This window comes from Rhizobium sp. CECT 9324 (assembly GCF_918741265.1).
Taxonomy (GTDB): domain Bacteria; phylum Pseudomonadota; class Alphaproteobacteria; order Rhizobiales; family Rhizobiaceae; genus Allorhizobium.
The window spans coordinates 3,087,411-3,112,106 of the sequence record NZ_CAKKMZ010000001.1 but is presented as its reverse complement, the minus strand read 5'-3'; the positions used below and the strand labels follow the sequence as shown (position 1 = coordinate 3,112,106).

Here is a 24,696-nt window from a genome sequence, read left to right as displayed (position 1 = left end):
CCCGGTTGATGGGCGTGAACTCCCCCGACGCGGTAACCGATTTCAGCGGATGAGCAGCGCGGTGCCCCAAAGACCGAGGGCAAAAACCGTGTGCGCCGCCAGATTGAGTGCGCGCACCTTTGTCGGGTTGGGCGTCTTTGATGCCGCCCAGCCGATTCCAAGGCCCGGCTGGAGCAGAAACCAGCCGGCACCGACGGTCAGAATGCCGAGGATCCAGGCGGGCAGGAACGTCGGCGCGGTAAACCATGCGGCGCCTGCCAAAAGTGCGAGGACGATGCCATACAGGATGCCAACGGCATAATGGCTGATCCAGCCGAGAGCCAGTTCATGTTTGTAAGGCGTGGCGTCGGCAATGCTGTCATGGAACACTTTGCCATACTGCAGGTGCCAGAACCACCGGCCGACCGGTGCCCAATTGGCCTTTGATTGACCAAACAGGCGATAAAGGGCAATGGCCCAGAGATCCATCAACATCGTTGCACCGATCCCGATGATGACGCCGCGCCAAACAAGTTCGAACATGAATATACCATCCCGCAGAAGAAATCGTGCCGCACATTAAACGCGGTGGCTGTCGGAACGGAAGAGCCGATCGTCTCCCGTCCCATCGAAACCTGTGGGCGTTCCCGGCACGCCACGGATTTCACCACGTTCCGGGTGTGCACGTCTTTTGCGTTTGGCGGCCACGCCGATGGCCTCCGGGCATTCGCTGCGTTTTTGCTGGCTGCCCTTCACATCACCACGTGTATTTGAGCGTGCCGACGACCTTGCGCCGGTCGCCGTAATATTGCGTTCCATAGTAGGACGACGAGACATATTCGCGATCGAACAGGTTGGTGGCATTGACCGCAAGCGTCAGATCCTTCGTCACCTTGTAGGATACGACCGCATCGACAAGCGCATAGCCGCCGACCGAAACCGTATTGGCATCATCGCCATAGGACTGGCCGATGTAACGCACGCCGCCGCCGACGGTCAGGTCGCCGCGGTCGCCGTCGCCCAGGAACGTATAGTCGAGCCAGGCCGATGCCAGGTGGCGCGGAACGCGCTGCGGCCGATTGCCGATATTGCCGCTGGTCGATCCGGCGTCAAGGATCTCCGCATCCCAGTAGGAATAGGCCAGCGTCAAATTGAGGTTGTCTGCAATGGCAGCCTTGCCCTCGAGTTCGAGGCCACGGACGCCTACCTCGCCGATCTGCCGCTGTACGGTCGGGCTGACATTGCTCGGCACATTGGTCTGTGTCAGGTCGAAAAATGCGGCGGTGAACAGGCCATCAAAACCTTCCGGTCTGTATTTGATGCCCACTTCATACTGCTCGCCCTTTTGGGGCTTCAGCGAACCTTCGACCGCATATCCGTTGCCGGTCGGCGTGACCAGCGGCTGGAAGCTATCCGAATAGTTGGCATAGGCGGCGAAATCCGGGGTGAATTTGTAGGTCAGGCCGGCCCGCTTGGTGAAGGCGGATGCGGTGTCGTCGTCTTGCAAGCCCGTGTTCAAATAGTCTGCAACGGTGTTCACATGATCCCAGCGCCCGCCGAGGGTGACGATCCAGCGGTCGTCGAAGGTCAGTTGCTCCTGGGCATAGATACCCAGCGCCTTTTGTCTGACTTTCCAGTCGACCCAAGGATCGGAGCCGGTGTCGATGCAAGAGAGGCCGCAATAGGTCGGGTTGTTGATATCAATGCCGGTCGCCGTGCCGTAGAGGATTTCTTCACGGGTGTTGTCGTCGGTGTAATCGACGCCGACAAGCGTCTTGCTGTCGATCCCATTCCAGGCGGTATCGAACTGCAACTGGTTGTCGAAGGCATAACGATTGGACATGCCGTCGACTGAAAATGCTGTGCGATCATCTGCAGGGTCAAGTGTCGAACCATAGACCTCGGCATAGTCGAGGCTCAAATGGGTGTATCGGGCGTTGGAACGAAACGTCAGGTTCTCGTTGAACTCGTGTTCGAACTGGTAGCCGATATCGGTCTGTTCCGTGTCGAAACGGTTGAAGTCCGGCTCGCCGAGAAATGTGTCGATGTCGATATCGGCACCTGTCGGGAACCCCCGCGCACCGGTCCCATCGCGCTTGTAATAGTCGGTCAGGATCGTGAGCGAGGTGCCTTCCTGCGGCTTGATGGTCAGCGCCGGTGCGACATAGATCCGGTCGTCGTTGGAATGGTCCCAACCGAGGTCACCTTCCTTGACAAGCGCGGTCAGCCGGTAGCTCCAGATCCCGTCGGCATCGAGCGGCCCACCGAAATCCGAACCGACTTCTTTGGTGCCGTCGCCATACGACGTATAGGCCTCGCTATGCTTTTCGTCCTGCGGACGTTTGGTGATCGCATTGACCAGGCCGCCGGGGCCGTTGAGGCCGAAGAGGGTCGATGTCGATCCCTTCAGGACCTCGACGCGCTGAAGCCCATAAGGCTCGAGACGGCTGGCCGTGAACCATGCCGGAATCCGCGCCGCCAATCCGTCGCGATAGGTCCCAAGGGTCGTTTGGTCGAAACCACGGATACGAATGTAGTCATAGCGGTCATCGCTGCCGAATTCATCGGCGAAGACGCTGGATGTATAGCCGACCGCCTGCTGCAGGCTATCGACATGGCGCAGCGCGAGTTCATTCTGGGTGATGACCGAGACAGAGGCGGGAACGTCAAGGATCGGCGTATCGGTCTTGGTGCCGGTCGCCGAGCTGTTGGCGACAATGGTTGCGTCTGGGCCGACCGGACGTTTCGTTTTTCCATCGACGACGATTGTTTGCAGCTGTGTTGCTTCTTCCGTGACGCTGTCCTGTGCCCCGGCAATGCCTGCATTTCCCAGCGAAACCGATATCAACGCGCTGCTCGCGACCAATTGTCTTGCGAACCCGCGCAACCCTGCCTGTCCCACCAACATTTCATTCCCTCATCTGACCATGTGTCAGCGACCGGCCTCCCGTCCCCGCTGCCGGGGTGAACCTATTCAAACAGGATAAAAAGAGTCAAGTTAAAATATCACGGGTTCGTGAACTCTGGACCGACTGGTTTTGTGGGGGGCAGTGGGGTCGTTGGAAGATTGCCCGTCACGGGTCGGCGCCTGGAGGCATCAATCAGATTGATCATCTGACCAATAATATTTCTTGATCTATTTTTAGGCTTGCAGTCTAAATTTTGATCAATTATTCAATCCTGACCGCCGCTCGCCAGCCAAAACTGGAAGCGGCTTTTTTCGTCTTGGAAATGTGCCATGCAACAGTTTGTCCGATCCCTTGCCGCCCATGATGCCGCCGGTAGTTGGAAGTCGCATTTCCGCGCGACATTTGCGCTTGGGATTCCGTTGATCGGAGCGCAGCTGGCGCAGTTGGCCATTCACACGACGGATGTGGTGATTGTCGGCCAGCTCGGCGCCCAGGCTCTGGCGGCCATGGTGCTTGCCGGCCAGTTCTTCTTCACGATCTTCGTTTTCGGCTCCGGGTTTTCGATCGCGGTCGTGCCGATGGTGGCGCAGGCCTATGGCCGCGGGGATGTCGTTTCTGTGCGCCGGTCGATCCGCATGGGTATGTGGGTATCGATCCTCTACACGCTGCTGACCGCGCCGCTTTTCTATAATGCGGAGGCCATCCTTCTAGCTCTCGGCCAGAAGCCGGAGGTCGCATCGCTGGCGGCCAATTACGTGCAGATCATCCAGCTCGGCCTGTTGCCGGCGCTGCTGTTTGCCGTTTTGCGCGCCCTGGTCAGCGCGACGGGCAGGGCAGGCATCATTCTCTATGTCACGCTAGTGATGCTGGCGATGAACGCGATCCTCGCCTACGGCCTGGTGCTTGGCCATTTCGGCCTTCCGGCGCTCGGCATGACGGGCGCTGCCATTGTCGCGGTGATCGTGCATGTGTCGAGCTTCGTGTTCATGGTTGGCTATATCCAGACCCGGCCTGAAACGCGCGCCTATGAGCTTTTCGTTCGTTTCTGGCGGCCGGACTGGCATGCTTTCCGTGAGGTCTTGATGCTCGGCATGCCGATCAGCGTCACCATTCTCGCCGAAGTCAGCCTGTTCACCGCTGCATCGCTGTTGATGGGCCGTATCGGCACTATCGAACTTGCGGCCCACGGCATCGCCCTCCAGCTTGCATCGATCGCCTTTATGATCCCGCTCGGGCTGTCTCAGGCTGCAACGGTGCGCGTTGGCCTAGCGCATGGCCGCGGCAACTATCCGGAGCTTATTCGAGCAGCCGTTGCCGTCATGCTGCTCGCCAGCATCATCTCGCTTGCCGGAGGCATCCTGTTCATGGCGATACCGAACCTGCTCGGCGGCGCGTTCATCAACAAGAGCACGGCGGACGCTGCGGCGGTTCTCAGCTACGCCGGACCACTGATCGCGATTGCCGGGATCTTCCAGCTGGTCGACGGCGTTCAGGCGGTTGCCAGCGGTCTGCTACGCGGCCTGAAAGATGCGCGTGTGCCGATGATCCTGGCGCTGATCTCCTATTGGCCGGTCGGCTTCCTGCTCGCCTGGATCCTGGCCTTCCCGCTCGGTCTCGGCGGGATCGGCATCTGGATCGGCTTTCTGGTCGGGCTATCGAGTTCGTCCGTGCTGCTGTGCGCACGCTTCCTTCACAGGGTTCGACACGAAATGACAACGGCCCGGATCTGATCCGGGCCGATTGATAGTCTACTTGTAAAGCGTCGCTGGGGTTGGGCTCAGCGCTCGGCCAATGCCGGCTCGCCCTTGTTCTCGCGTACCATGTTGATGAAGCGGCGGAACAGGTAGTGGCTGTCCTGCGGCCCGGGCGATGCTTCCGGGTGATGCTGGACCGAAAACACCGGCTTGCCCTTGAGGCGCAGACCGCAATTGGTGCCGTCGAACAAGGAAACGTGAGTCTCTTCAACGCTCTCCGGCAGCGACTTCGAGTCGACCGCGAAGCCGTGGTTCATCGAGACGATCTCGACCTTGCCGGTGGTGAAATCCTTGACCGGATGGTTGGCGCCATGATGGCCCTGGTGCATCTTCTCGGTGGTGCCGCCAAGTGCCAGGCCGAGCATCTGGTGGCCGAGGCAGATGCCGAACAGCGGCTTTTCGCTCTTGACCAGGTTCTGGATGACCGGAACCGCATATTCGCCAGTCGCGGCCGGGTCGCCAGGGCCGTTGGACAGGAAGATGCCATCTGGGTTCAGTGCGAGAATATCCTCAGCCGAGGTCGAGGCCGGCACGACCGTGACCTTGCAATCCAGACCGGCAAACAGGCGCAGGATGTTGCGCTTCACGCCGAAGTCGACGCAGACGATATGGTACTTGGCTTCGGTTTCGCCGAGCGTGGTGTGGCCGTTTTCCCAGGACCAGTCCTTCTCGCTCCAGACCGACGACTGGCCGGAGGTGGCGACCTTGGCGAGGTCGAGACCTTCGAGACCGCTCCAGGCCTTGGCCTCGGCCTTCAGCGCCTCGATGTCGAAGACACCGTTCGGGTCATGGGCGATGACGGCATTGGGTGCGCCATTCTCGCGGATCCAGGCGGTCAGTGCGCGGGTGTCGACGCCGGAAAGGCCAATGATGCCGCGGGCTTTCAGCCAGCCATCGAGATGGGAGGCGGCGCGGTAGTTGGATGGCTCGGTGATGTCTGCCTTGAAGATCGTGCCTACGGCGCCGTGACGGGCAGCCGGCGTCAGGTCTTCGATGTCTTCCTCATTCGTGCCGACATTGCCGATATGCGGGAAGGTGAAGGTGACGATCTGGCCGAGATAGGACGGGTCGGTGAGGATTTCCTGATAACCGGTCAACGCCGTGTTGAAACAGACCTCGGCCTGGACCTTGCCGGTTGCGCCGATGCCGTGACCTTCGATGACAGTCCCGTCGGCAAGAACGAGGAGGGCGGTCGGCTTGCGGGTGGTCCAGGGGGCTGTTGCGGTCATGGTCGTTCCTTGTTCGCCCTCGCGCCAGCCCACTTGTCAGGGCGGCTCCCAAGGGCCATCTATGTTGCAGATCGAGGGCGCGCGAAGTCGCGCGTGTTCGGCCCTGATGACAATTTCGTGCAGGTGCCGAGCAATAGACGGATCGATCCGTCAGGTCAATTCTTGAGTTTGAAGGCTTGCGGATTTCTCCCAAGCCATTTCAAGGGTTTGTGCAATTTGTTTGCACTGCTTAAGATGTCTGGCTATGAAACGGCTCAGAGAACAAGGAAAAGCCACAATTTGACACCGTCCGCACCGGCTTTTCCGCGGAGAAAAAAATGATACGCGATATACTCGCCAATACGATGAAAGAGTCCCTGAAGGCGAAGGACGTTCGCCGCACCTCGACCGTGCGTCTAATCCAGACGGCGATCAAGGACCGGGACATTGCTAACCGTGGTCTCGGCAAGGATCCGGTCAGCGACGACGAGATCATGCAGATCCTGATGAAGATGATCAAGCAGCGCGACGAATCGGCCAGGATCTATGCCGAGAACGCGCGGCCGGAACTGGCTGCCCAGGAACTTGAGGAAATCGAGATCATCCGGTCCTTCATGCCCGAGCAAATCTCGGAAGAGAAGGTGCGTGAACTGTGCGCCTCCGTCATCACCGAAACCGGTGCCCAGGGTCTGCGCGACATGGGCAAGTGCATGAACACGCTGAAAGACCGCTATCCGGGTCAGATGGACTTTGCCAAGGCTTCGGGCCTGGTCAAGGACCTGCTCAAGTAGGCTTTAAGCTTCGATTTATGATTGTGAGACGTCGCTTTCGGGCGGCGTTTTGCATTTCTGGCCCCGTATTTCAGCCCTTGGAGCGCTTCTGCTCGCTGATGAAATGTCGCAGCACGGCGTTGATGCGGGTCTGGTAGCCTTTGCCGGTCTGCTGAAAGAAGTCGATAATGTCTTCGTCCAGACGAATGGAGATCGCCTTCTTCTTCTGCGGGATGACCATCACGGCCTTTGACCAGTCGATGTCGATGAAATCCTGCCAGTCGGGATCGTCGTGCATGGCGCGTTCGATGTCCTCGTCGGTCAATGCGTTGACCCGAGCCCAGTCGGTCAGGCTTTTTTCTCCTCGTGCGCGCTTTTCGAGAAGCTCATGTAGAGTAATGCGCGTGATATTTTCTTCGCTCATTGGTTCCTGCCGCGCGTACGGAAATGATCCGGCATACGCGTCCTCTCATCATGTAGACCACTGCGATCAGTTTGCCGGTCAATGGGCAGACTGCAACTATCCGATGTTCGCCCGCTTTCGGTGATGGATGTTCGAGCCGCGGGCCGGACAATGCCAGCATGGCGTCCTCGAAGTCGAGTCCATGCTTGCGGATGTTGGAGCGCCGCTTGTCTTCATCCCATTCGAAGTCCCATTCCTCAATAGGCACGTCATCCAGGCTTTGCATGTGCCGTTCCGCTCGCAATCGCTTCGGGTGTATTGTATATACACCTGTCATTTTCGTCAATGGCTGTGAATAGCGGGCATCATGCGCGAAAGGCGTGGCGTTGGGTCGAGAGCGCGCCTATATGAAACTCAGCCAGCAGGAACAATTATGCGCTTTTCCAACGACTTTCTCGACGAGATCCGTGACCGCGTGCCGATTTCGGCCGTGATCGGCCGCCGTGTGACCTGGGATCGCAAGAAGACCAATGCACCCAAGGGTGACTATTGGGCCTGCTGCCCGTTCCATGGCGAGAAGAGCCCGAGCTTCCACTGCGAGGATCGCAAGGGGCGTTACCACTGCTTCGGTTGCGGCGTATCGGGCGACCATTTCCGTTTCATGACCGAGATGGAGGGCTTGAGCTTTCCCGAAGCGGTGCAACAGATCGCCGACATGGCGGGCATTGCCATGCCGCAGCCTGATCTGCAGGCGGAGCGGCGCGAGAAGGAGCGCACGACGCTCCAGGATGTGATGGAACTGGCGACGCAGTTCTTTCAGGACCAATTGCAGACGGCGAGCGGCGCCCGGGCACGCGCCTATCTGCGCGAGCGTGGCCTGTCGGGCAAGACAATCGAGACCTTCCGGCTCGGCTACGCGCCGGAGAGCCGCAATGCGCTCAAGGAATATCTGTCGGGCAAGGGCGTGCCGAAGGAGCAGATCGAGGCATGTGGCCTTGTCGTGCACGGATCCGACATTCCGGTGTCCTATGACCGGTTCCGCGATCGCATCATGTTCCCGATCCTGTCGTCGCGCGACAAGGTGATCGCTTTTGGCGGCCGCGCCATGTCGCCGGACGCAATGGCCAAATATCTGAACTCGAATGAGACCGAGCTCTTCCACAAGGGCAACGTGCTGTACAATTTCTCGCGCGCACGCCGGTCGATGCAGGGGGCAGGTGGGGCCGAGACGCTGATTGCCGTCGAAGGCTATATGGATGTCATCGCGCTTTATCAGGCCGGTATCGAAAATGCTGTGGCGCCGCTGGGCACGGCTTTGACCGACAGCCAGTTGCAGCTGATGTGGAAGACGACGCCGGTGCCGGTGCTGTGTTTCGATGGCGATGGCGCCGGGCAGCGGGCGGCGTTTCGCGCCGTCGATCTGGCGCTGCCGCATATCAAACCCGGCCAGTCGCTGCGTTTTGCCATGCTGCCCGACGGCAAGGACCCCGACGACTTGGTCAAGCGCGACGGGCGCGCACCCTTCGACCGGGTGATGGCCGAGGCCCGGCCGCTGGCCGAAATGGTCTGGATGCGCGAAGTGGGCGGTGGCGGTTTCGATACGCCGGAAAAACGAGCCGAACTCGAGGCGCGGCTGAAGCAGATCGTCACCGTGATCGCTGACGAGAATGTGCGCCGGCATTACCAGCAGGATGTTCGCGACCGGCTCTATACCTTCTTCCAATCGACCCAGCCTGGCCGCAACGATCGACGTGGCGGCGGTGGTGGCTATGAGCAGGGTGGTCGCGGCAGTGGCCGCAATGGCGAGGGCAGGCAGGGTGGCCAGGGCGGTGGACGGTTTGGCGGTCGCACGCCCGGGCCTTCCGCGGGTGGCGGTGGCGCCATTTCAGACCGACTGGCGCGCTCGGGGCTGGTGCGGGGGCATCAGGAGCAGCCGGCCCTGCGCGAAAGCGTTCTCGCGCTCACCGTGGTCAACCACCCGCAACTACTCGAAGATGAATATGACGAGATCGCGTCCGTCGACTATGAAAATCCCGCCTTGCAGAAGCTCTGGTCGTCGCTGCTGACCGCCGTGGCTGAAGGTGGTCCTTCGCTGAGCCGCGAGACGTTGATGGCGCGGCTCGACGCCCATGGTCATGGCACGACGCTGCGCAATCTCGACCAGCAGATCCGCAACGCACGGCTCTGGACCGCAACCGAGATCGCCGCACCTGAAGACGCGCGCGAGGGTTATCGTCAGGCACTCTCGCTCTACAAGCGGGCGCGCGCGCTGAAGCGCCAGCGGATCGAGCTGGAGCGAGAGGTGGCCGATGCGACCGAAGCCGACGACGGAGGGCGGATCGAGCAATTGATCAACGCCTTGCATGAGGTTCAGCTTGAAGTCGCCCGGATGGAGAACCAAGAGGCGATCATCGATGGATTCGGGGTCATGTCAGGGCGTGTCAAAGGCCCGGCAACAGGTCACAGCTCGTAGTCTGCGAGCAGGATTTGAGGTTGCGTGCCGTCGTCAAATGCGGGATGGAACATCAGCATGCCTTTGTGTACGGAACGCAGTGTGTCGTCAGATGAACTCGAACTGATAGCCCCCGGAGCGCGCGGCCGCCGTTCATCCTGGCGGTTGCCTGTTGTTCTCTGGTGGATTGCACGCATCGGTACATCGGGCTATCCGCCCCGCATACGCCGCCGCCTGGCGGTGACGAATGTGATTTCGGCCCTCTATAGCCTGATTACGATACCTTATATCCTTTTCTACCTGGTTTATGATGGTTGGGGGCTTTTACCGGCGATCATCGCCTTTGCGCCGCAGATCTTATTTTATGCCGTGACGCCGTTCTTTCACCGCTTTGGACCGTCGGCCGGGGCGATCTATCTCTGCACCATGTGGCTGATCTTCGGTGTCGCCTGCGGCCTGTTCTTTGGCCGCGATTCGGGTCTGCAATTCTTCTTCCTGCCAGCGGCGGCGGCTTCCATCCTGGTGTTTGGCGCGGAGCGCCTTGCGCTTTCGGGACTGGTCACGCTCATTGCCCTTTGCGCCTTTCTTCTCACCGAATTCGCCTTCGTCGCCCCGGCCTCGTTCATCCATGTCGAACCGGTGTTCCTGCAAGTGCTGCATTCGATGACGGTGCCGTTGACGTTTCTCCTCATCTTCACGACGTCCTTCTTTGCCTTCAAGGAGGCGGCGCAAGCTGAGATGGCGCTTGAGACCGAGTATCGTTTCTCCGAGCGTCTCTTGCAGAACATCCTACCGCGCGCTGTGGCCGACCGTCTCAAAGATCATCCGACGCAGCTGGTGGCGGACCATGTCGAATCGGCGACGATCCTGTTTGCCGACATCGTCAATTTCACGCCGCGCGCCGCCCGCTGGGGTCCGCAGCAGGTGGTGGCGTTCCTCAGCCAGATTTTCGGCCGTTTCGACGCCATTGCGATGAAGCATGGCCTGGAGAAGATCAAGACAATCGGGGACGCCTATATGGTGGCCGGCGGATTGCCGCAGCATCGGGAAGGCCATGAAGAAGCGGTGGCGCTGATGGCACTGGATCTGCTGGAATGCTGCCGCAGGATCTCCGAGGAGATTGGCGAGCCCGTCGAAGTCAGGATCGGCATGGATACCGGCCCGGTGGTTGCCGGCGTGATCGGGCCCAACAAACTTCTCTACGACGTCTGGGGGGATGCGGTGAATACCGCGGCACGGATGGAATCGCTTGGCGTCGCCAGCCGCATCCAGGTTGCGGACTGCCTGAAGACGCGGCTCGAAGATCGCTTCGAGTTCGAATTGCGCGGCCCGATCGAGGTGAAGGGCAAGGGCCTTATGCGGGTCTGGTTTCTGGTGGGCTTGAAGGCGTGAACGAGACTGTTTTGCGGCGAATGCTGTTCAATCGCCCGCGCCCCTTGTTTCTTCGGCTCAAGAACCTACATTCCCGTCAACCGGTGTATAAGCCACCGCTTGGCGTCTATTTTGTTGTTTTTCTGGGCATTCGATGTGGAAAAGCTTGACGCCAAGAAAAATTGTGGGAATCACCAATTCAGCAACACAAGGGTGAAGTGGGTTCAGGCGGATCTCTGGTATGATGACCGGTCATGCGGATAATCAAGAGTTCGGCGCTGCGGCCGCAATGCCTTTAGTTAATCAGGAATTAAGCAACACTCCGTTAGGTCAGTGACAGCTATCCGCCCGGGCGAGTGGTCCGCTCCCCTTTTGCCCGGCGGTGGGCAGCATGATCAGACGTCAGGGAAAGCGACGAGATAAATGGCATCGAAAGTCAAAGAAAACGAAGAAGCCGAAAGCGAACGCGACGGCGCGACAGACGGTCCGCTTCTCGATCTTTCAGATGACGCAGTCAAAAAGATGATCAAGGCCGCCAAGAAGCGCGGCTACGTTACCATGGACGAGCTGAATTCGGTCCTGCCGTCGGAGGAAGTGACCTCCGAGCAGATCGAAGACACGATGGCCATGTTGTCGGACATGGGCATCAATGTCGTCGAGGACGAAGACGCCGAGGAACAGACGGCGAGCGAAGACACCGACGACGCCGACGACAACGAAAGCGAGAGCAACGAGCTGGCACCGTCTGCCGGAACCGCCGTTGCGACTGCCAAGAAGAAAGAACCGACCGATCGTACCGACGATCCGGTGCGCATGTACCTGCGCGAAATGGGCTCCGTCGAGCTTTTGTCGCGCGAAGGCGAAATCGCCATCGCCAAGCGCATCGAGGCCGGCCGCGAGACGATGATCTCGGGCCTCTGTGAGAGCCCGCTGACGTTTCAGGCGCTGATCATCTGGCGCGATGAGTTGAACGAAGGCACGACGCTGCTGCGCGAGATCATCGATCTCGAAACCACCTATTCCGGTCCGGAAGCCAAGGCTGCGCCGCAGTTCCAGAGCCCGGAAAAGATCGAGGCTGACCGCAAGGCTGCCGAAGAGAAGGAAAAGGAACGCGCCAAGCGTCGCCCCGTCGCCTCCGGCGATGACGACATCACCTCCATGGGCGAAGGCATGCCGCAGGAGGAAGAGGAAGAGGACGAAGACGAGAGCAATCTGTCGCTCGCCGCCATGGAAGCGGAACTGCGTCCGCAGGTCATGGAAACCCTCGACCTGATCGCCGACACCTACAAGAAGCTGCGCAAGCTGCAGGACCAGCAGGTCGAGGCGCGTCTCGCCTGTGCCGGTACGCTGTCGTCCGGCCAGGAGCGCCGCTACAAGGAACTGAAGGATCAGCTGATCACGGCCGTCAAGTCGCTGTCGCTGAACCAGAACCGTATCGACAGCCTTGTCGAACAGCTCTACGACATCAACAAGCGCCTTGTTCAGAACGAAGGCCGGCTGCTGCGTCTGGCCGAATCCTACGGCGTCAAGCGCGATTCGTTCCTCGAGCAGTATTCCGGTGCGGAACTCGATCCGAACTGGATGAAGTCGATCGCCAATCTTTCGGCCCGTGGCTGGAAGGATTTTGCCCGCGAGGAAAACCAGACGATCCGCGACATCCGCGGCGAGATCCAGAATCTGGCCACCGAAACCGGTATCTCGGTGACGGAATTCCGCCGGATCGTGCATATGGTGCAGAAGGGCGAACGCGAAGCGCGCATCGCCAAGAAGGAAATGGTCGAGGCCAACCTGCGTCTCGTCATCTCGATCGCCAAGAAATACACGAACCGCGGCCTGCAGTTCCTCGACCTCATTCAGGAAGGCAATATCGGCCTGATGAAGGCGGTCGACAAGTTCGAGTATCGCCGCGGCTACAAGTTCTCGACCTATGCGACCTGGTGGATCCGTCAGGCGATCACCCGCTCGATCGCCGACCAGGCCCGCACGATCCGTATTCCGGTGCATATGATCGAGACGATCAACAAGATCGTCCGCACATCGCGCCAGATGCTGCACGAGATCGGTCGCGAGCCGACGCCGGAAGAGCTTGCCGAAAAGCTCGCTATGCCGCTCGAAAAGGTCCGCAAGGTCCTGAAGATCGCCAAGGAGCCGATCTCGCTCGAAACCCCCGTGGGTGACGAAGAGGATTCGCATCTGGGCGACTTCATCGAAGACAAGAACGCGCTGCTGCCTATCGACGCCGCCATCCAGGCGAACCTGCGTGAGACGACGACCCGCGTGCTTGCCTCGCTGACCCCGCGTGAAGAGCGCGTGCTGCGCATGCGCTTCGGCATCGGCATGAACACCGACCATACGCTCGAGGAAGTCGGCCAGCAGTTCTCGGTTACCCGCGAACGTATCCGTCAGATCGAAGCCAAGGCGCTGCGTAAGCTGAAACATCCGAGCCGGAGCCGCAAGCTGCGCTCGTTCCTGGACAGCTAAGAGCGATCAGGATTGGAATTCTGGAACCCGGCGGAGACGCCGGGTTTTTTGTTGGGCAGTTGACACCGGATTTGCCTGCATAGCGAACCTTCACCATTGTTTCCGCCCCATTCGTTGCTAAGTATCGCTCGATGGTAGAAGCAAGATCGATGCGGTGGCGGCGTTTTGGTGGGGGCTTGGGTATCTCCTTGCTGATCCATGCTGCCGTGGCCGCGGTCTTGCTGTTCAATTTTGCCTGGCCGGAGCCGGATGAGCCGGAGCAGCCGCCGGAAGAGCCTGTGGTCGAGGTGACCCTCGTGCCGCCGCCAGAACCGCCTGCGCCGGAAGAACCGGCAGAGGAAGAGCCGGCGCCCGAGGAAAAGCCGCCGGAACCGGCCGAGGCGGAGGCGCCGCCACCGCCACCACCACCGCCTGCGCCTGCTGTTGCGGAAGAGACCCCGCCACAAGAGGCTCCGCCTGAGACGGCAGCGCCGGAGGTCACGGCCCCACCGATCCTGCCGATGCGCCCCGTGGTGCAGTTCGGCGACAAGGATGCAGGTCCGCGCAAGACCGATGATGGTAGCGATTCTGTTGATCCGGCTGAGACGGCTGCGGAAGATCCTGCCGAGCCGCCGCCGGTGGTGGAGCCGGAAAAACCCGCGGAGCCGCTCAAGGAAGAGGCGGCTGCGGCCAAGCCATTGCCAGAAATCGCGCTGCCGGAAGCTGATCTCGAAGGGCAGGTGCCGGATCCTTCGGCCGAAGGCGAGGCCTTGAGCGGGGAAGCCATCGCGGCGCTGAACGAGGCGGAGGTCAAGGAAGCGGAGACACCGGTGGACGAGGCCAATGTGGGTGCTGCGGCGCCAAAGCTCGACGAGGCCAAGACGCTGTTTTCGACGACAATCTCGAGTGATCCGGCGGCAATGACGGCGATGAACGGTTTGCCGCGGGAACGGCGGGCCGACCAGTTGTGCACCACGGAGTTACGCGAGCAATTGCGCAACGCTTCTCCGCCGTACCGGCCGGAACTTCTGCCTTCGTTCGGGTTGAAGAAGGGCAATGTCCTGGCTCCGGCGAAGACCGCGTTTAGAGCGTCCGGTCAATGGTATGACCTGAGTTTCCGCTGCGAGGTCGACGACGAGGCCACCAGGGTCGTCTCTTTCGGCTTTTCTGTCGGTGACGCCATTCCAAGATCGGAATGGAGCGCTCGCCGTTTTCCGGATTTCTGATCAGTCGGCTTCATTTAGCCAAGCACATTGCGGATCACCCGCATGAAGGCCCGCGCGCCGATGGCGATCAAGGCGTCGGGGAAATCATAGTCGGGATTGTGCAGGGCCGGATGCTTCTCGCCGGAGCCGAGGAAAAACATCGCAGACGGGGCGACCGCGCGCAGGCGGCCGAAATCTTCCGAGCCACGCATCGGCAGATCGCCTTCGTCATGTGGGATCGATTCTTCGTCTAGCGCACGGGCCAGATGCAGAACCGCTTCGGGCGCATTGTCGCAATGCAGGAAAATGTCGTGGTAACCGATAGCAATGTTCAGGCCGTGCCTTGAAGCGGCATCGGCGGCCAGTGCTTCGGCGCGGGCGCAGAGTTCGGCCATGCGGTCGTCAACGAGCGTCCGCAAGGTAACCCATACCTCACCATCGCCGGGGGCAATGCCGAAGGCCTGCTCGCCGAGCCAGGCATGGGTGACGGTCGCGAGGGTGAAACTTTCATCGGGCGGAGCGCCGGCCGAGAGTGCCGTCAGCGACGGCATCAGGCTGGCGATCGCAGCCATGGGCGATAGACCCGTTTCGGGCTGCGATGCATGGGCGGTCTTGCCGGACAAGCCAATCTTCATGCCGCGCGAGGCGCAGTTGACCGGCCCAGACTTCAGGGCGACGTGGCCCAACGGCATACCGGGAAGATTATGCAGGGAGAAAGCGAAGTCGGGTTTGATTTCGGCAAAGTGCGGGTCGTCCAGCACGGCTGCGGCGCCGCTGCCATCTTCCTCTGCCGGCTGGAAAAGCAGCACGACCCGGCCGCGCTTTGGTGGCTGCCGGGAGAGGCCGAGCGCCAGGGCGGTCAGAATCGTCGAATGTCCGTCATGGCCGCACAGATGGCCCTTGCCGGGGACCGTAGAGCGATAGGCGGACGTGGATTTCTCCTCGATCGGCAGTGCGTCCAGTTCCGCACGAAAGAGCAGGGTCGGCCCGGGGGCGGCGCCTTCAAATACCGCTGCGACGCCATGGCCGCCAAGGCCGGTGATGATCCTGGACGGCGCCAGTGGTCTCAGCGCCTCGACGACGCGTCTTGCCGTGTGTTCTTCTTGCCCGGACACTTCCGGATGGCGATGCAGTTCCTGGCGGAAATCGATCAGGTCAACGATGTCGCGATTGCTGAGAAACATGGACCGGTTTCCTCCCGCTTGTCCGAGCACGCGTCTTTCTAGCCGAGCGTGAAGGCGGCTGCATCATCAAAACAGCCAGCATCCGCCTAGCGCACAAGATTGACAGCGATGGACATCATGATCAGCGCAATCATCCCGTCGAGGACGCGCCAGGCGATCGGCTTGGCAAACAGCGGCTCCAGCAGTCTGGCGCCAAAGCCGAGCGAGAAGAAGAAGGTGAAAGAGGCGACCATTGCACCAAGGGCGAAGGCCATCTCCTGGCCTGCGTAACGGGTCGAGATGGAGCCGAGCAGAACGACCGTGTCGAGGTAGACGTGCGGATTGAGCCAGGTAAAGGCGAGGCAGGTTAAAAGCGCAGGCAGGAGCCGCGTCTCCTGGGTCTTGGCAGCCCGCAGCGCGCCAGCGCCAGTCAGGCTCTGATGGAGACTGCGCAGGGCATAGAGGGCCAGGAATACTGCGCCACCGTATCGCATCACCGGCTCCAGCCAAGTGAGTGACGCCAGAACGGTGGCAAAACCTGCGACCCCGATGGCTATCAGCAGGGCATCGGATATGGCGCAGGTCAGGACAATGGGCAGCACATGCCGACGCAACAGTCCCTGGCGCAGGACAAACGCATTTTGCGCACCGATCGCGACGATCAGGCTGAGGCCGAGCAGAAAGCCGGCAAACAGGGCGGTGGACATGAAAACTCCTCGTTGATCGCGCTTTGACTACCCGATTGAGTTTGATTAGAACAATTAAAATTTCTTGCCTCAGATTAGGAACTCTAATGATAGATGCCGGCCAACTCGCAGCATTGGCCGCCGTATTGCGCAGCGGCGGTTTCGAGCGCGCAGCCCGCTTGCTGGGCGTCACATCGTCGGCGATCTCACAACGCATCCGTGCCCTTGAAGAACTGGTCGGCAGTCCGCTGATCATCCGCTCGCAACCCTGCCAACCAACCGAAGCCGGCTCGAGACTCTTTCGCCATGCGGAAGAACTGGCCCTGCTGGAACAGGGGCTGCGGCGTGATCTGGGATTGAAGCAGGGTGTCGGGAATGCGAACGCTGTGTGGCCGAGCCTGCGCATTGCGGTCAATGCCGACAGTCTTGCCACATGGTTCGTGTCGGCGATGACAGCCGTGCCGGAAACGCTGTTCGATCTGGTGCTTGACGATCAGGACCACAGTGCCGACTGGTTGAAACGGGGCGAGGTAAGGGCGGCGGTCAGCGGTTCGCCACAGGCGGCTCAGGGCTGTGACAGCCGACCACTCGGCGCGCTTCGCTATATCGCGACCGCAAGCCCGGCATTTTATCAGGACTGGTTCGGGAAGACCGGTGTTACCGCGTTGACCCTGGCACAGGCACCTGTCGTGACATTCAACGCCAAAGACCAGTTGCAGCCGCGATGGGCCCAGCTTGCGACCGGGTCATCCGTGATCGGGCCTTCTCATTGGCTGCCGTCCAGCCAGGCGTTCGTCGACGCATCCGTCGCAGGACTGGGCTGGGGGATGAACCCGCAGGTGCTGGTCGAAAAGCACATCGCCGAAGGGCGTCTCATGCCGTTGATCGATGGGCTACCGCTCGATGTTCCACTCTACTGGCATGTCAGCCGATCGATCAAGGTGCAGTTGAAACCGTTGACCGATGCGGTGGTGCTATCGGCGAAATCTGCCTTGCAGCCCATTGAGCTGCCGGTCGAGAACGCATGACCTTGCCCCCGACAGCAACCGGCCTATCTATTCCATAACAACGAGGAGCTGCCCATGTCCCTGAGAGATCAGACCCTTGCCTTGATCGAGGCGCTCAACCGTCGTGATTTCGACGGCGTGACCGGCGCCTTCGAGGAGGAAGCGGTACTCGATCTGCCGGATGGCATTCGGGTCATCGGCCTTGCTTCGTTCCGCGACACGCTGTCTGCCTATATTTTGCGGCATGACCTGTCCTTGGCCGACATGCTGGTCATGACTGACTCCGCGGAAACGCGCGGCGCTGTCGAATGCACATTGAAGGGTCGCGATCGGCGCGGTGTCGACGCCGAAAACGGCGTTGACGGTGGCCCGTATTCGCTTCCCGCCGTTTTGATATTGTCGCGCGAGGGCGAGCTTTTCAATCGGATGAGCCTGTTTGCCGCGATCAGACCGTAAGTTTGCTCAGGCGAGGTATTCTTCGAGTACCTTGACGATCATGTCATGATCTTCCTGAGATTTCAGGCCGGAGACGGTGATGGCGGCGACAACCAGACTGTTGATGCGGACCGGAAAACTGCCGCCATGGTCGGCATAGTCCAGAGGATCAAGGCCGAGATCGGGCGTAATGCCGCGATCCTTGCTGCGGTTGATCTCGCCGACGCGCATCGATGCCTTGTGGAAGCGCAGCGTGACATTGCTCTTTCGACGCGCCCAGTGGTCGTTGTCGGGGGATGAGCCGGGCAGGGCGGCATGAAACAGCGTGCGATCCGGCGTGCGGATGTCGATGACAACCGGGGCCTTTTCGGCGAGCGCCTGCTTGACCAGCGCTTGGCCGATCTGCACGGCTGTTATTTCATTGAATGTCTTGAAGATCAGCTGGTTTTCCTGTTTTTCCAGCGTGTCGAGCAGGCTCATGGTTCTTTCCTCCGGCGTTTTGCAGAGACTAGCGGGAGAGGATGGTGCCGCCAAGCTGCAGATCGGCTTTGTCCCGCACCAAAAGCAATAGAGTCAACAGTAGGAGGCAGGATTGGCAATCGGTCGAATCGAGATAACGACACGCGGACAGGGTCTCTACGAATTTACCGAGAAGGCAGCGGGTTTCCTGCGCGACGAGGGCGCGGTGGATGGCATGTTGACGGTATTCGTCCGGCACACCTCCTGTTCGCTGTTGATTCAGGAGAATGCCGACCCCTCCGTGCAGGTTGATCTCAAGGCGTTTTTTCGTCGCCTGGTACCGCCGACGAGCGATCCGTCGATGGACTACCTCATCCACCGCGACGAGGGACCAGACGACATGCCGGCCCATATCAAGGCAGCGCTGTTGCCGGTGTCGCTCGGCATTCCCTTTGCAGACGGCCGGCTCCTGCTCGGCACCTGGCAGGGCATCTATCTCTTCGAGCACCGCGATCATCCGCATCGGCGCCAGATCGTTCTGCATCTTTGAAGTTCACGTCGTGATTTGCATGAATGCCGGCTGAATGCCGGCTTCGGATTGCGTTCAGCCGACGAGAACTACTCTCTCCTCAATCGCTCGCAAAAGCGGGATGCATCCAAGGGCCAGACGCCCGGAACTCTAAGAGGAGAGAAACATGATCGATATGCTTCGCAAGCTGGGTATCGCCGCCCTCGTATCTGTCACGGCCGTGACCGGCCTTGCTGCCACTGCAACCACGGCTTCGGCCGACAGCTTTGGCATCTATATCGGCGGCCCTGCCTACGGTGTCGACTACCGCGATGGCCCGCGTCATTGGGACCGCGGCCCCCGTGGCCATGATCGTGACGGTCGTGGTCGGGGACGTGGCGACTGCCGCCCGAACCAGGCTGTTGAAAAGGCGCAGTGGAGTGGCCTGCGCCGGGCACGGATCATGGATATCACGCCGCGCCGGGTCGTGGTCGAGGGTGTCCGCCGTGGTGACTTCGACCGAATGGTCTTTGCCAATGTGCGTGGTTGCCCGGTCATTCGTTACTGAGGCCAGCGATTTGCGGCCGAGGAAAGGCGGCATCGGCTGACGGCCGATCCGCCACCTCGCTCTCCCACCGCCCGGGCCATGTATCAACCGGCGCGACAAGATCCGTAGTGCATGGTCCGTTTTTCGTTTCATCGCCGCCATCCGCCTTGAAGCCGCCCGAATCGCTTCCCATCTACGGGCCAACCCGCTGGTCCGGGCCCCTCTGGTAAGAGCCGTCCGGCGCTCTTGCGATGTCGGACCGTTTTTCGACACGCTTGCCGGCCAGAGGACCAGACCTTGCAACACCCGTATTCCGCCCCGATCGGCCCCGGCCGTTTCTCCCAATCCATGGGCTGCGATCCGCGCCCGGGACAGCCTGGACCGCGTGTGGCATCTGCCACCCGACTGTCGGGCTTTGAACAGCGCTTCAAGGGGATGGTGCGATGATCTCCGAATTCATCGCCTCTCTTTTTGCCACCTTTGTCGTCGAACCTGTACAAGCCGACATATTGTCGCGGCTCGATCGGGCCGGTGCCTCGGTCGAAGTGGTGAGCCAGGCGAGCGATTGTCTCGCCACCACCGCGCCAATCCTGATTAGCCGTGCCGGCGACGATGTCTGGTGGGCGGGAAGCACAGTCGTTTCTGTCGCGACCGGTTGGAAGAGCACGGCCGAACTGCTTGATGCGAGCAATCCAGCCTGTGTGCCGCTGGCGACGTTTCTGACCGGCACGGAGGCTTCAAGCTGATGGCCACCGATCAAAAGGAGGAGACCGTCATGATCGTGACTGATGATACGAAGAAAACGAGTGACCGCACCCAGCCCGGCCTTCAAGCTGGGCATCAGGAAGGAGAGGGGCTCGATGGCATACGTGCCCGCCGCAACCTGCTCGCTGGTTACTGGGCAGGCTCTCTGATCGGCTTTGTCGGCGATGATCTCGGTCGTTATGCGCGTGACCTGCATGAGGTGGATCATGCTGTCGCCGGTGACAGTGATGTGATTGCCCGGCTATCACGCGATCTGTCGCTTGCCGGTCACAAATTCAGCAAGGCCGACATCGAGGCCGCGCTCAGGCGCTTTCATGTCCAGGCGCTGAAGGATACAGGCTGTACCGAGTAAGGGATTTCGGTTCAGTCGCGGTCACCGGACTGCCGGCTCATCGGTTGCGGAAGACCGTGCAGGACACGGCCGCAGCCCGGATGGCAGCGCAGAGTTTGGTGGCCTCCTCGCGGGTTTCCCGTCCGATCCTGGCCGCATAACGCGTTCGATATCCGAAATTTCCGCCGCGCTGCCGGACGATCAGGGCACGCTCCGCATTGAGCGGAGCCGGAAGCCCGCCGATCGCGCGTCTGAACAGGTGATCGACAACGGAAGGGCGATAATGCGCTGCGAGCTGGACGCCCCAAGGCGCCCAGTCGGCGGATCCGGCAAGAACGGGCTCGTTCATCCGTCGTGTCTCGGCCAGCATCGTGCAGGCTTCCTGAAACGGCAGCGCTTCATCCAGTTCCGGCGCTGCGACATCGGGTGGGGCGTCCCGCCATGTCTCGACAATGTTGCCGGTAATCGCAAAAACATAATCCCGCGTCTCGATCGGCAACCGTCCTTTGGACAGAAAACGGGCGAACCCGTTCTCTCCGGCATTGTAGGCGGCTGCGGCAAAGCCGAAATTGCCGAACCGGGTTTCCAGTGCTTTCAGATAGGCCGCCGACGTGTCCAGGGATTCAATCACGTCAAAGGTATTGCCAAGGCCGCGTCGCCTTGCGGTGTCCGGCATGAATTGAGCGATGCCCTCCGCTCCCTTCGGGCTGATCGCCTCGGGGCGAAACAGGCTCTCGCGCCAGATGAGACGGCGAAAAATGCCGCCGGCACGCCGTGGACTTCGGCGAAGTGGCCGATCGTGCGGCACAGATCGACGTTGAATGTTTCCTGACCTATGCAGAGCGACGCCGCGCCGTCCTTGCGTTCGTACAGGCAGGAGGGCGGTTCCCGAACCACGGCAGCCGCCGCCGGGTCGTATGGCGCGATCACCGCAAAAGCAGGCAGCAGGACGGCGGCAAACCTTGAACGAGATCTTTGGCTCTTGCCCATTCCAAACCTCACCCTTTGGCCGATTGCGCTCAACGCCCGATGCCGCATGCTAACGCCTGTGGGGGTTGGCGCGCAACGTTGGCGGGGTATTACGCGGTTTGCGCGTGACACTCGTCAAAGCCGCGATAAGCCGGGCGTATTTAAGGTCCGGTGTTTGGCAGGAAACTGAGCTGACACTCAAAGACCATCTGGCTGTCTTCTGCCGGAACCGCGCGAAGCTCCATCGTACCGTTCATCTGCTGAATGAGTTTGTCGACGATGGGCAAACCAAGACCGGAACCGGGAACGGTCACGCTTCCGCGCTTGAACCTCTGCCGGTAGACGTTGATGTCCGGATCCAGCGCTCCGGCCGCATGATTGCGCACGGAGATCCAACCGGCTGCACAGAGGGTAACAGTGATCGGTCGATCGGGCCGGCCATACCGCATGGCGTTTTCAAGGAGATTCTTGAAGGCGATGGCAAATGCATCCGGGTCAATCATTCGCGAGATTGGTTGCACGTCGCCGTGCCACACAATGTCGACTGCTGTCGTTGCATTCGCCCTGCGGAACTCTCGAACGATGAGATCGACCAGAGCCGACAGATCGACAGGCGTTTCAGACACACCGATACCGGCATCCGCTCGGGACAATTGAAGCAGCTTTTCGAGGGTGAGTGACAGTCGGCGGAGCACATCCAAGACACGGTGGGCCCGCGCCTTGTCGGTCTTTCGGTCGAGCTGATCAGCGAGAAGTTCAGTCTGAGCGAGCGCTCCCGCCAGTGGGGTCCTGAGTTCATGGGCTGCATTGGCCGCAAGATCCCTTTCCGCCTGGAATGCCAATTTCAGCCGATCCAGAAGCGTGTTGACAGAATGTGGAATGGTGGCGATCTCGGTCGGCAGTCCCTTGATGGCGATCGGATCGAGGTTCGCCCCGTCGCGCTCGCTGATCGCATCGCTGAGTGCGCCGATCGGCCGGGTTGCGCGAACCACGATCCCCCACGTGGCGAGCATGCCAAGCGGCAGAAGCAAGAGGATTGGCATCGACAACGCGAGCGCGCTTTCAAGCGTTGCCTCCCGGCGGTGATCGAGAGAATCGGCGACCTGGATGAACAAGCTGTTGCTGACCGTGGCTAAAGTGAAGATCCGCTTGCCGTCGCCGCTCCAAAACCCAGGTTGAAGAGGGGCGGCGTAGCCGACTGAATTGACGTTGTGTGAATGCACCAGTACGCGACCGGACGGGTCTCGCACCTGATATGTCAGGTATCCGTCTGTGTTGCCGCCGCTCTGATCGGCAATCTGGTAGGGGCCGCTGCGTGTTTCGCGGTGGAAAAAGTCGTCGACGACGAGGGGCGCAAGGCGTTCCGTCGTTTCCTGCAGCGCACTGTCGAAGACTTCGTCGAATTCGCCGCGCATGATGTGAATGGCGAGGGCAACGCCGAGGATCCACAAGGCCGACAGCACGAGGGAGATGGAGACGACGAGTTGTCCTGACAGACTGTGTCGATCAATGCGCATCGGAAGATATCCTGTAGCCAACGCCCCGGACAGTCTCAATGGCTTGCTTGCCGAGCTTGCGGCGCAAGCGGCTCACATAGACTTCAACCGTGTTGCTCTCGACCTCGGCGCCGAATTCGTAGAGTGCCTCCTCGATCTGCGCTTTGGAGACAATGGCCTTTCGCCGCGCGATCAGACGATCAAGCACCGCCCATTCCCGAGACGAGATCATCACATCTGCACCCTTGTCATCGGTGATGCGTCGGTCCGACGAATAGATGGCAAAGCCGTTCAGATTGAGTGTCGGCAATTGATGGGTTCCGTATCGACGAGAGACGGCATGGATACGCGCCTGCAGTTCCCCGAGATCGACCGGCTTCACCAGATAATCGTCGGCACCGGCGTTCAACCCGGCAATCCTGTCGGAAACCTGATCATGTGCCGTCATGATGATGACGGGCGTCGCGTCGCGACGTGTCCGGAGTGCCGTCAGGATTTCCAGGCCGCTGCCATCCGGCAGACGCAGATCGAGCAGGATCAGGTCGTAGGTGGCGGCAGCAAGGCTTGCTGAGGCGTCGTCCAGGGTGAGCGCCCAGTCGACCGCATGCCCCTGGCGATGCACATAGGTCTTCACAGCATCCCCCAGGGTCTCGTCATCCTCCACCAACAACACGCGCATCTCGAACTCCCGCAAACCTAAGTCGTCACATCGTATCGCTAGCAAAACTGACAGGCGGCTGAAGCGCCCGCAAGCGATCAGATCAGACTTCAGGCCACTGTCAGCTTCACTCTGCACCTTGTCGACGGGTCCAAACAGAAAAGGAATGTCCCATGCGAATGATAACTGCTGCAATCTGTCTGTCCGCCGGCCTCAGCGGCGCGGCATTTGCCTCGGAAAAATGTGCGGTCCCCATGGCCGACTGGCAGCCCCGCGAAGCGCTGCAGACCAAGCTTGAAGGTGACGGCTGGAAAGTCCGCTCGATCAAGACCGAGGATGGCTGCTACGAAGCCTACGCGATCAATGCCGATGGAAAAAAGGTCGAAGCATATTTCAATCCCCACACCTTCCAGTCGGTCGACATGAAGATCGAGGACTGATCGGTGACCGTTCCGGTCAAGGTCTGGGACATGCCGGTCAGGCTCTTTCACTGGGGACTGGCCGGTTGCATCGCCGTGTGCTGGGTGTCCGCGGACGAATTGCAAAGCCTGCACGAGTTTTCAGGTTATGCGGCCGCAGCCCTGGTCGGTGTGCGGTTGGTGCTCGGCACTGTCGGCAATCGTTATGCGCGGTTTGCGCAATTCGTGCGCTCGCCCAGGCAGACCGCCGCCTACGCGATCGCGGTTCTGCGGCACAGGGATCATCGCTACCTGGGCCACAATCCGCTGGGGGCGGCGATGGTCTTGTTGCTGCTGCTGATGGTCGCCGCGGTTGCCTACACCGGTTGGCTTCAGACGACGGATGCCTATTGGGGCGTGGAATGGGTGGAAGAGGTGCATGAAACGCTTGCCGATCTACTGCTTGTGGCGATTGCGTTGCATGTTGCCGGCGTCATCCATGCCAGTTTCCGGCACCGCGAAAACCTCGCGCTGGCCATGGTGACCGGTCGCAAAAGAGCGCCAGTGAGCGGCGATATCGATCACTGACACGCTCGCCACAGGACGCCGCTGCCATGCGGCGTCCTGATGTATTGCAAATTGATGCCACGCAAGCTGCTCTTTGCTGCAGCGTTTCGCCATCACTTGTCCCTGCCGCAGCCGCGCGATCGTGGCGTTCCGGTTTCAGCGCACCTCTTCAAATATGCATCCTGACTTTGGCGTG

24 protein-coding genes and 1 pseudogene are annotated in these 24,696 nt (G+C 60.5%); 14 read left to right on the top strand and 11 right to left on the bottom strand.

Annotated features, from left to right (window positions below; translation table 11 throughout):
* Positions 1-42: 42 nt before the first annotated feature.
* Together LQ231_RS15145 and LQ231_RS15140 are read right to left on the bottom strand one after the other, a co-directional pair.
* Positions 43-522, bottom strand: a complete 480-nt coding sequence (locus tag LQ231_RS15145) for a DUF2938 domain-containing protein (RefSeq protein ID WP_230171939.1) — start codon at positions 520-522, stop codon at positions 43-45.
* Between the two features lie 214 nt (positions 523-736).
* Complete coding sequence (locus LQ231_RS15140; protein WP_230171938.1) at positions 737-2,887, bottom strand: TonB-dependent siderophore receptor; 2,151 nt, start codon at positions 2,885-2,887, stop codon at positions 737-739.
* 330 nt (positions 2,888-3,217) lie between these two features.
* Between LQ231_RS15140 and LQ231_RS15135 the strand changes: the two genes are divergently transcribed.
* On the top strand, positions 3,218-4,618 hold the full coding sequence (locus LQ231_RS15135) for an MATE family efflux transporter (RefSeq protein ID WP_230171937.1): 1,401 nt from the start codon (positions 3,218-3,220) through the stop codon (positions 4,616-4,618).
* A 47-nt stretch (positions 4,619-4,665) separates the two neighbouring features.
* On the opposite strand, the gene carA is transcribed toward LQ231_RS15135, so the two are convergent.
* Positions 4,666-5,871: a glutamine-hydrolyzing carbamoyl-phosphate synthase small subunit gene (carA, locus tag LQ231_RS15130; RefSeq protein WP_230171936.1), complete on the bottom strand. Its 1,206-nt coding sequence runs from the start codon at positions 5,869-5,871 to the stop codon at positions 4,666-4,668.
* A gap of 317 nt (positions 5,872-6,188) precedes the next feature.
* Here carA and LQ231_RS15125 point away from each other — a divergent pair, with 317 nt between their 5' ends.
* A complete protein-coding gene (locus LQ231_RS15125; RefSeq protein ID WP_113141807.1) occupies positions 6,189-6,641 on the top strand; it encodes a GatB/YqeY domain-containing protein in 453 nt (150 codons plus the stop codon).
* A gap of 70 nt (positions 6,642-6,711) precedes the next feature.
* Here LQ231_RS15125 and LQ231_RS15120 read toward each other — a convergent pair whose 3' ends face one another.
* The gene (locus tag LQ231_RS15120) at positions 6,712-7,044 is read right to left on the bottom strand and encodes a BrnA antitoxin family protein (protein WP_230171935.1); all 333 of its coding nucleotides are present in this window, start codon (positions 7,042-7,044) and stop codon (positions 6,712-6,714) included.
* Complete coding sequence (locus tag LQ231_RS15115) at positions 7,007-7,309, bottom strand: BrnT family toxin (protein WP_230171934.1); 303 nt, start codon at positions 7,307-7,309, stop codon at positions 7,007-7,009. Before LQ231_RS15115 ends, LQ231_RS15120 begins: the two co-directional genes overlap by 38 nt.
* A 147-nt stretch (positions 7,310-7,456) precedes the next feature.
* On the opposite strand from LQ231_RS15115, the gene dnaG reads away from it, so the two are divergent.
* The 4 genes from dnaG (at position 7,457) to LQ231_RS15095 (ending at position 14,532) form a co-directional block, all read left to right on the top strand.
* Positions 7,457-9,496: a DNA primase gene (gene dnaG / locus LQ231_RS15110; protein ID WP_113141805.1), complete on the top strand. Its 2,040-nt coding sequence runs from the start codon at positions 7,457-7,459 to the stop codon at positions 9,494-9,496.
* Between the two features lie 81 nt (positions 9,497-9,577).
* Positions 9,578-10,867, top strand: a complete 1,290-nt coding sequence (locus LQ231_RS15105; RefSeq protein WP_230171933.1) for an adenylate/guanylate cyclase domain-containing protein — start codon at positions 9,578-9,580, stop codon at positions 10,865-10,867.
* A gap of 402 nt (positions 10,868-11,269) precedes the next feature.
* Complete coding sequence (rpoD, locus tag LQ231_RS15100) at positions 11,270-13,327, top strand: RNA polymerase sigma factor RpoD (protein WP_113141803.1); 2,058 nt, start codon at positions 11,270-11,272, stop codon at positions 13,325-13,327.
* A gap of 176 nt (positions 13,328-13,503) precedes the next feature.
* Positions 13,504-14,532: a DUF930 domain-containing protein gene (locus LQ231_RS15095; RefSeq protein ID WP_230171932.1), complete on the top strand. Its 1,029-nt coding sequence runs from the start codon at positions 13,504-13,506 to the stop codon at positions 14,530-14,532.
* Positions 14,533-14,546: 14 nt separating this feature from the next.
* Here the strand turns inward: LQ231_RS15095 and LQ231_RS15090 are convergent, their stop codons facing one another.
* Together LQ231_RS15090 and LQ231_RS15085 are read right to left on the bottom strand one after the other, a co-directional pair.
* On the bottom strand, positions 14,547-15,695 hold the full coding sequence (locus LQ231_RS15090; protein WP_230171931.1) for an amidohydrolase: 1,149 nt from the start codon (positions 15,693-15,695) through the stop codon (positions 14,547-14,549).
* 86 nt (positions 15,696-15,781) lie between these two features.
* On the bottom strand, positions 15,782-16,381 hold the full coding sequence (locus LQ231_RS15085) for a LysE/ArgO family amino acid transporter (protein WP_230171930.1): 600 nt from the start codon (positions 16,379-16,381) through the stop codon (positions 15,782-15,784).
* 86 nt (positions 16,382-16,467) lie between these two features.
* Here LQ231_RS15085 and LQ231_RS15080 point away from each other — a divergent pair, with 86 nt between their 5' ends.
* Positions 16,468-17,388 (top strand): LysR family transcriptional regulator ArgP, encoded by a 921-nt coding sequence (locus LQ231_RS15080; protein ID WP_230171929.1) that lies wholly within the window; start codon positions 16,468-16,470, stop codon positions 17,386-17,388.
* Positions 17,389-17,442: 54 nt separating this feature from the next.
* Entirely contained in the window at positions 17,443-17,823 is a 381-nt protein-coding gene (locus LQ231_RS15075) for a nuclear transport factor 2 family protein (protein WP_230171928.1), read from the top strand.
* Between the two features lie 6 nt (positions 17,824-17,829).
* Here the strand turns inward: LQ231_RS15075 and LQ231_RS15070 are convergent, their stop codons facing one another.
* Positions 17,830-18,282 carry a heme-degrading domain-containing protein gene (locus LQ231_RS15070; RefSeq protein ID WP_230171927.1) on the bottom strand — a complete coding sequence of 151 codons (453 nt, stop codon included), beginning with the start codon at positions 18,280-18,282 and terminating at the stop codon, positions 17,830-17,832.
* Positions 18,283-18,394: 112 nt separating this feature from the next.
* On the opposite strand from LQ231_RS15070, the gene LQ231_RS15065 reads away from it, so the two are divergent.
* The 4 genes from LQ231_RS15065 to LQ231_RS15050 all read left to right on the top strand — a co-directional run bounded on the left by LQ231_RS15065 (position 18,395) and on the right by LQ231_RS15050 (position 20,433).
* The gene (locus tag LQ231_RS15065; protein WP_230171926.1) at positions 18,395-18,811 is read left to right on the top strand and encodes a secondary thiamine-phosphate synthase enzyme YjbQ; all 417 of its coding nucleotides are present in this window, start codon (positions 18,395-18,397) and stop codon (positions 18,809-18,811) included.
* 145 nt (positions 18,812-18,956) lie between these two features.
* Positions 18,957-19,337 (top strand): hypothetical protein, encoded by a 381-nt coding sequence (locus tag LQ231_RS15060; protein WP_230171925.1) that lies wholly within the window; start codon positions 18,957-18,959, stop codon positions 19,335-19,337.
* A 422-nt stretch (positions 19,338-19,759) separates the two neighbouring features.
* On the top strand, positions 19,760-20,062 hold the full coding sequence (locus LQ231_RS15055) for a hypothetical protein (RefSeq protein WP_230171924.1): 303 nt from the start codon (positions 19,760-19,762) through the stop codon (positions 20,060-20,062).
* Between the two features lie 29 nt (positions 20,063-20,091).
* Entirely contained in the window at positions 20,092-20,433 is a 342-nt protein-coding gene (locus tag LQ231_RS15050) for an ATPase inhibitor subunit zeta (protein WP_230171923.1), read from the top strand.
* 37 nt (positions 20,434-20,470) lie between these two features.
* Here LQ231_RS15050 and LQ231_RS15045 read toward each other — a convergent pair.
* The 3 genes and pseudogenes from LQ231_RS15045 to LQ231_RS15035 all read right to left on the bottom strand — a co-directional run bounded on the left by LQ231_RS15045 (position 20,471) and on the right by LQ231_RS15035 (position 23,556).
* Positions 20,471-21,402: pseudogene (locus LQ231_RS15045) on the bottom strand (lytic transglycosylase domain-containing protein).
* Between the two features lie 140 nt (positions 21,403-21,542).
* The gene (locus LQ231_RS15040; protein WP_230171922.1) at positions 21,543-22,898 is read right to left on the bottom strand and encodes an ATP-binding protein; all 1,356 of its coding nucleotides are present in this window, start codon (positions 22,896-22,898) and stop codon (positions 21,543-21,545) included.
* A complete protein-coding gene (locus LQ231_RS15035) occupies positions 22,888-23,556 on the bottom strand; it encodes a response regulator transcription factor (protein WP_230171921.1) in 669 nt (222 codons plus the stop codon). The genes LQ231_RS15040 and LQ231_RS15035 overlap by 11 nt, the downstream gene beginning before the upstream one ends.
* A gap of 152 nt (positions 23,557-23,708) precedes the next feature.
* Between LQ231_RS15035 and LQ231_RS15030 the strand changes: the two genes are divergently transcribed.
* Together LQ231_RS15030 and LQ231_RS15025 are read left to right on the top strand one after the other, a co-directional pair.
* Positions 23,709-23,975 carry a PepSY domain-containing protein gene (locus LQ231_RS15030; protein WP_230171920.1) on the top strand — a complete coding sequence of 89 codons (267 nt, stop codon included), beginning with the start codon at positions 23,709-23,711 and terminating at the stop codon, positions 23,973-23,975.
* A 3-nt stretch (positions 23,976-23,978) separates the two neighbouring features.
* Positions 23,979-24,521, top strand: a complete 543-nt coding sequence (locus LQ231_RS15025; protein ID WP_356636232.1) for a cytochrome b/b6 domain-containing protein — start codon at positions 23,979-23,981, stop codon at positions 24,519-24,521.
* Positions 24,522-24,696 lie beyond the last annotated feature (175 nt).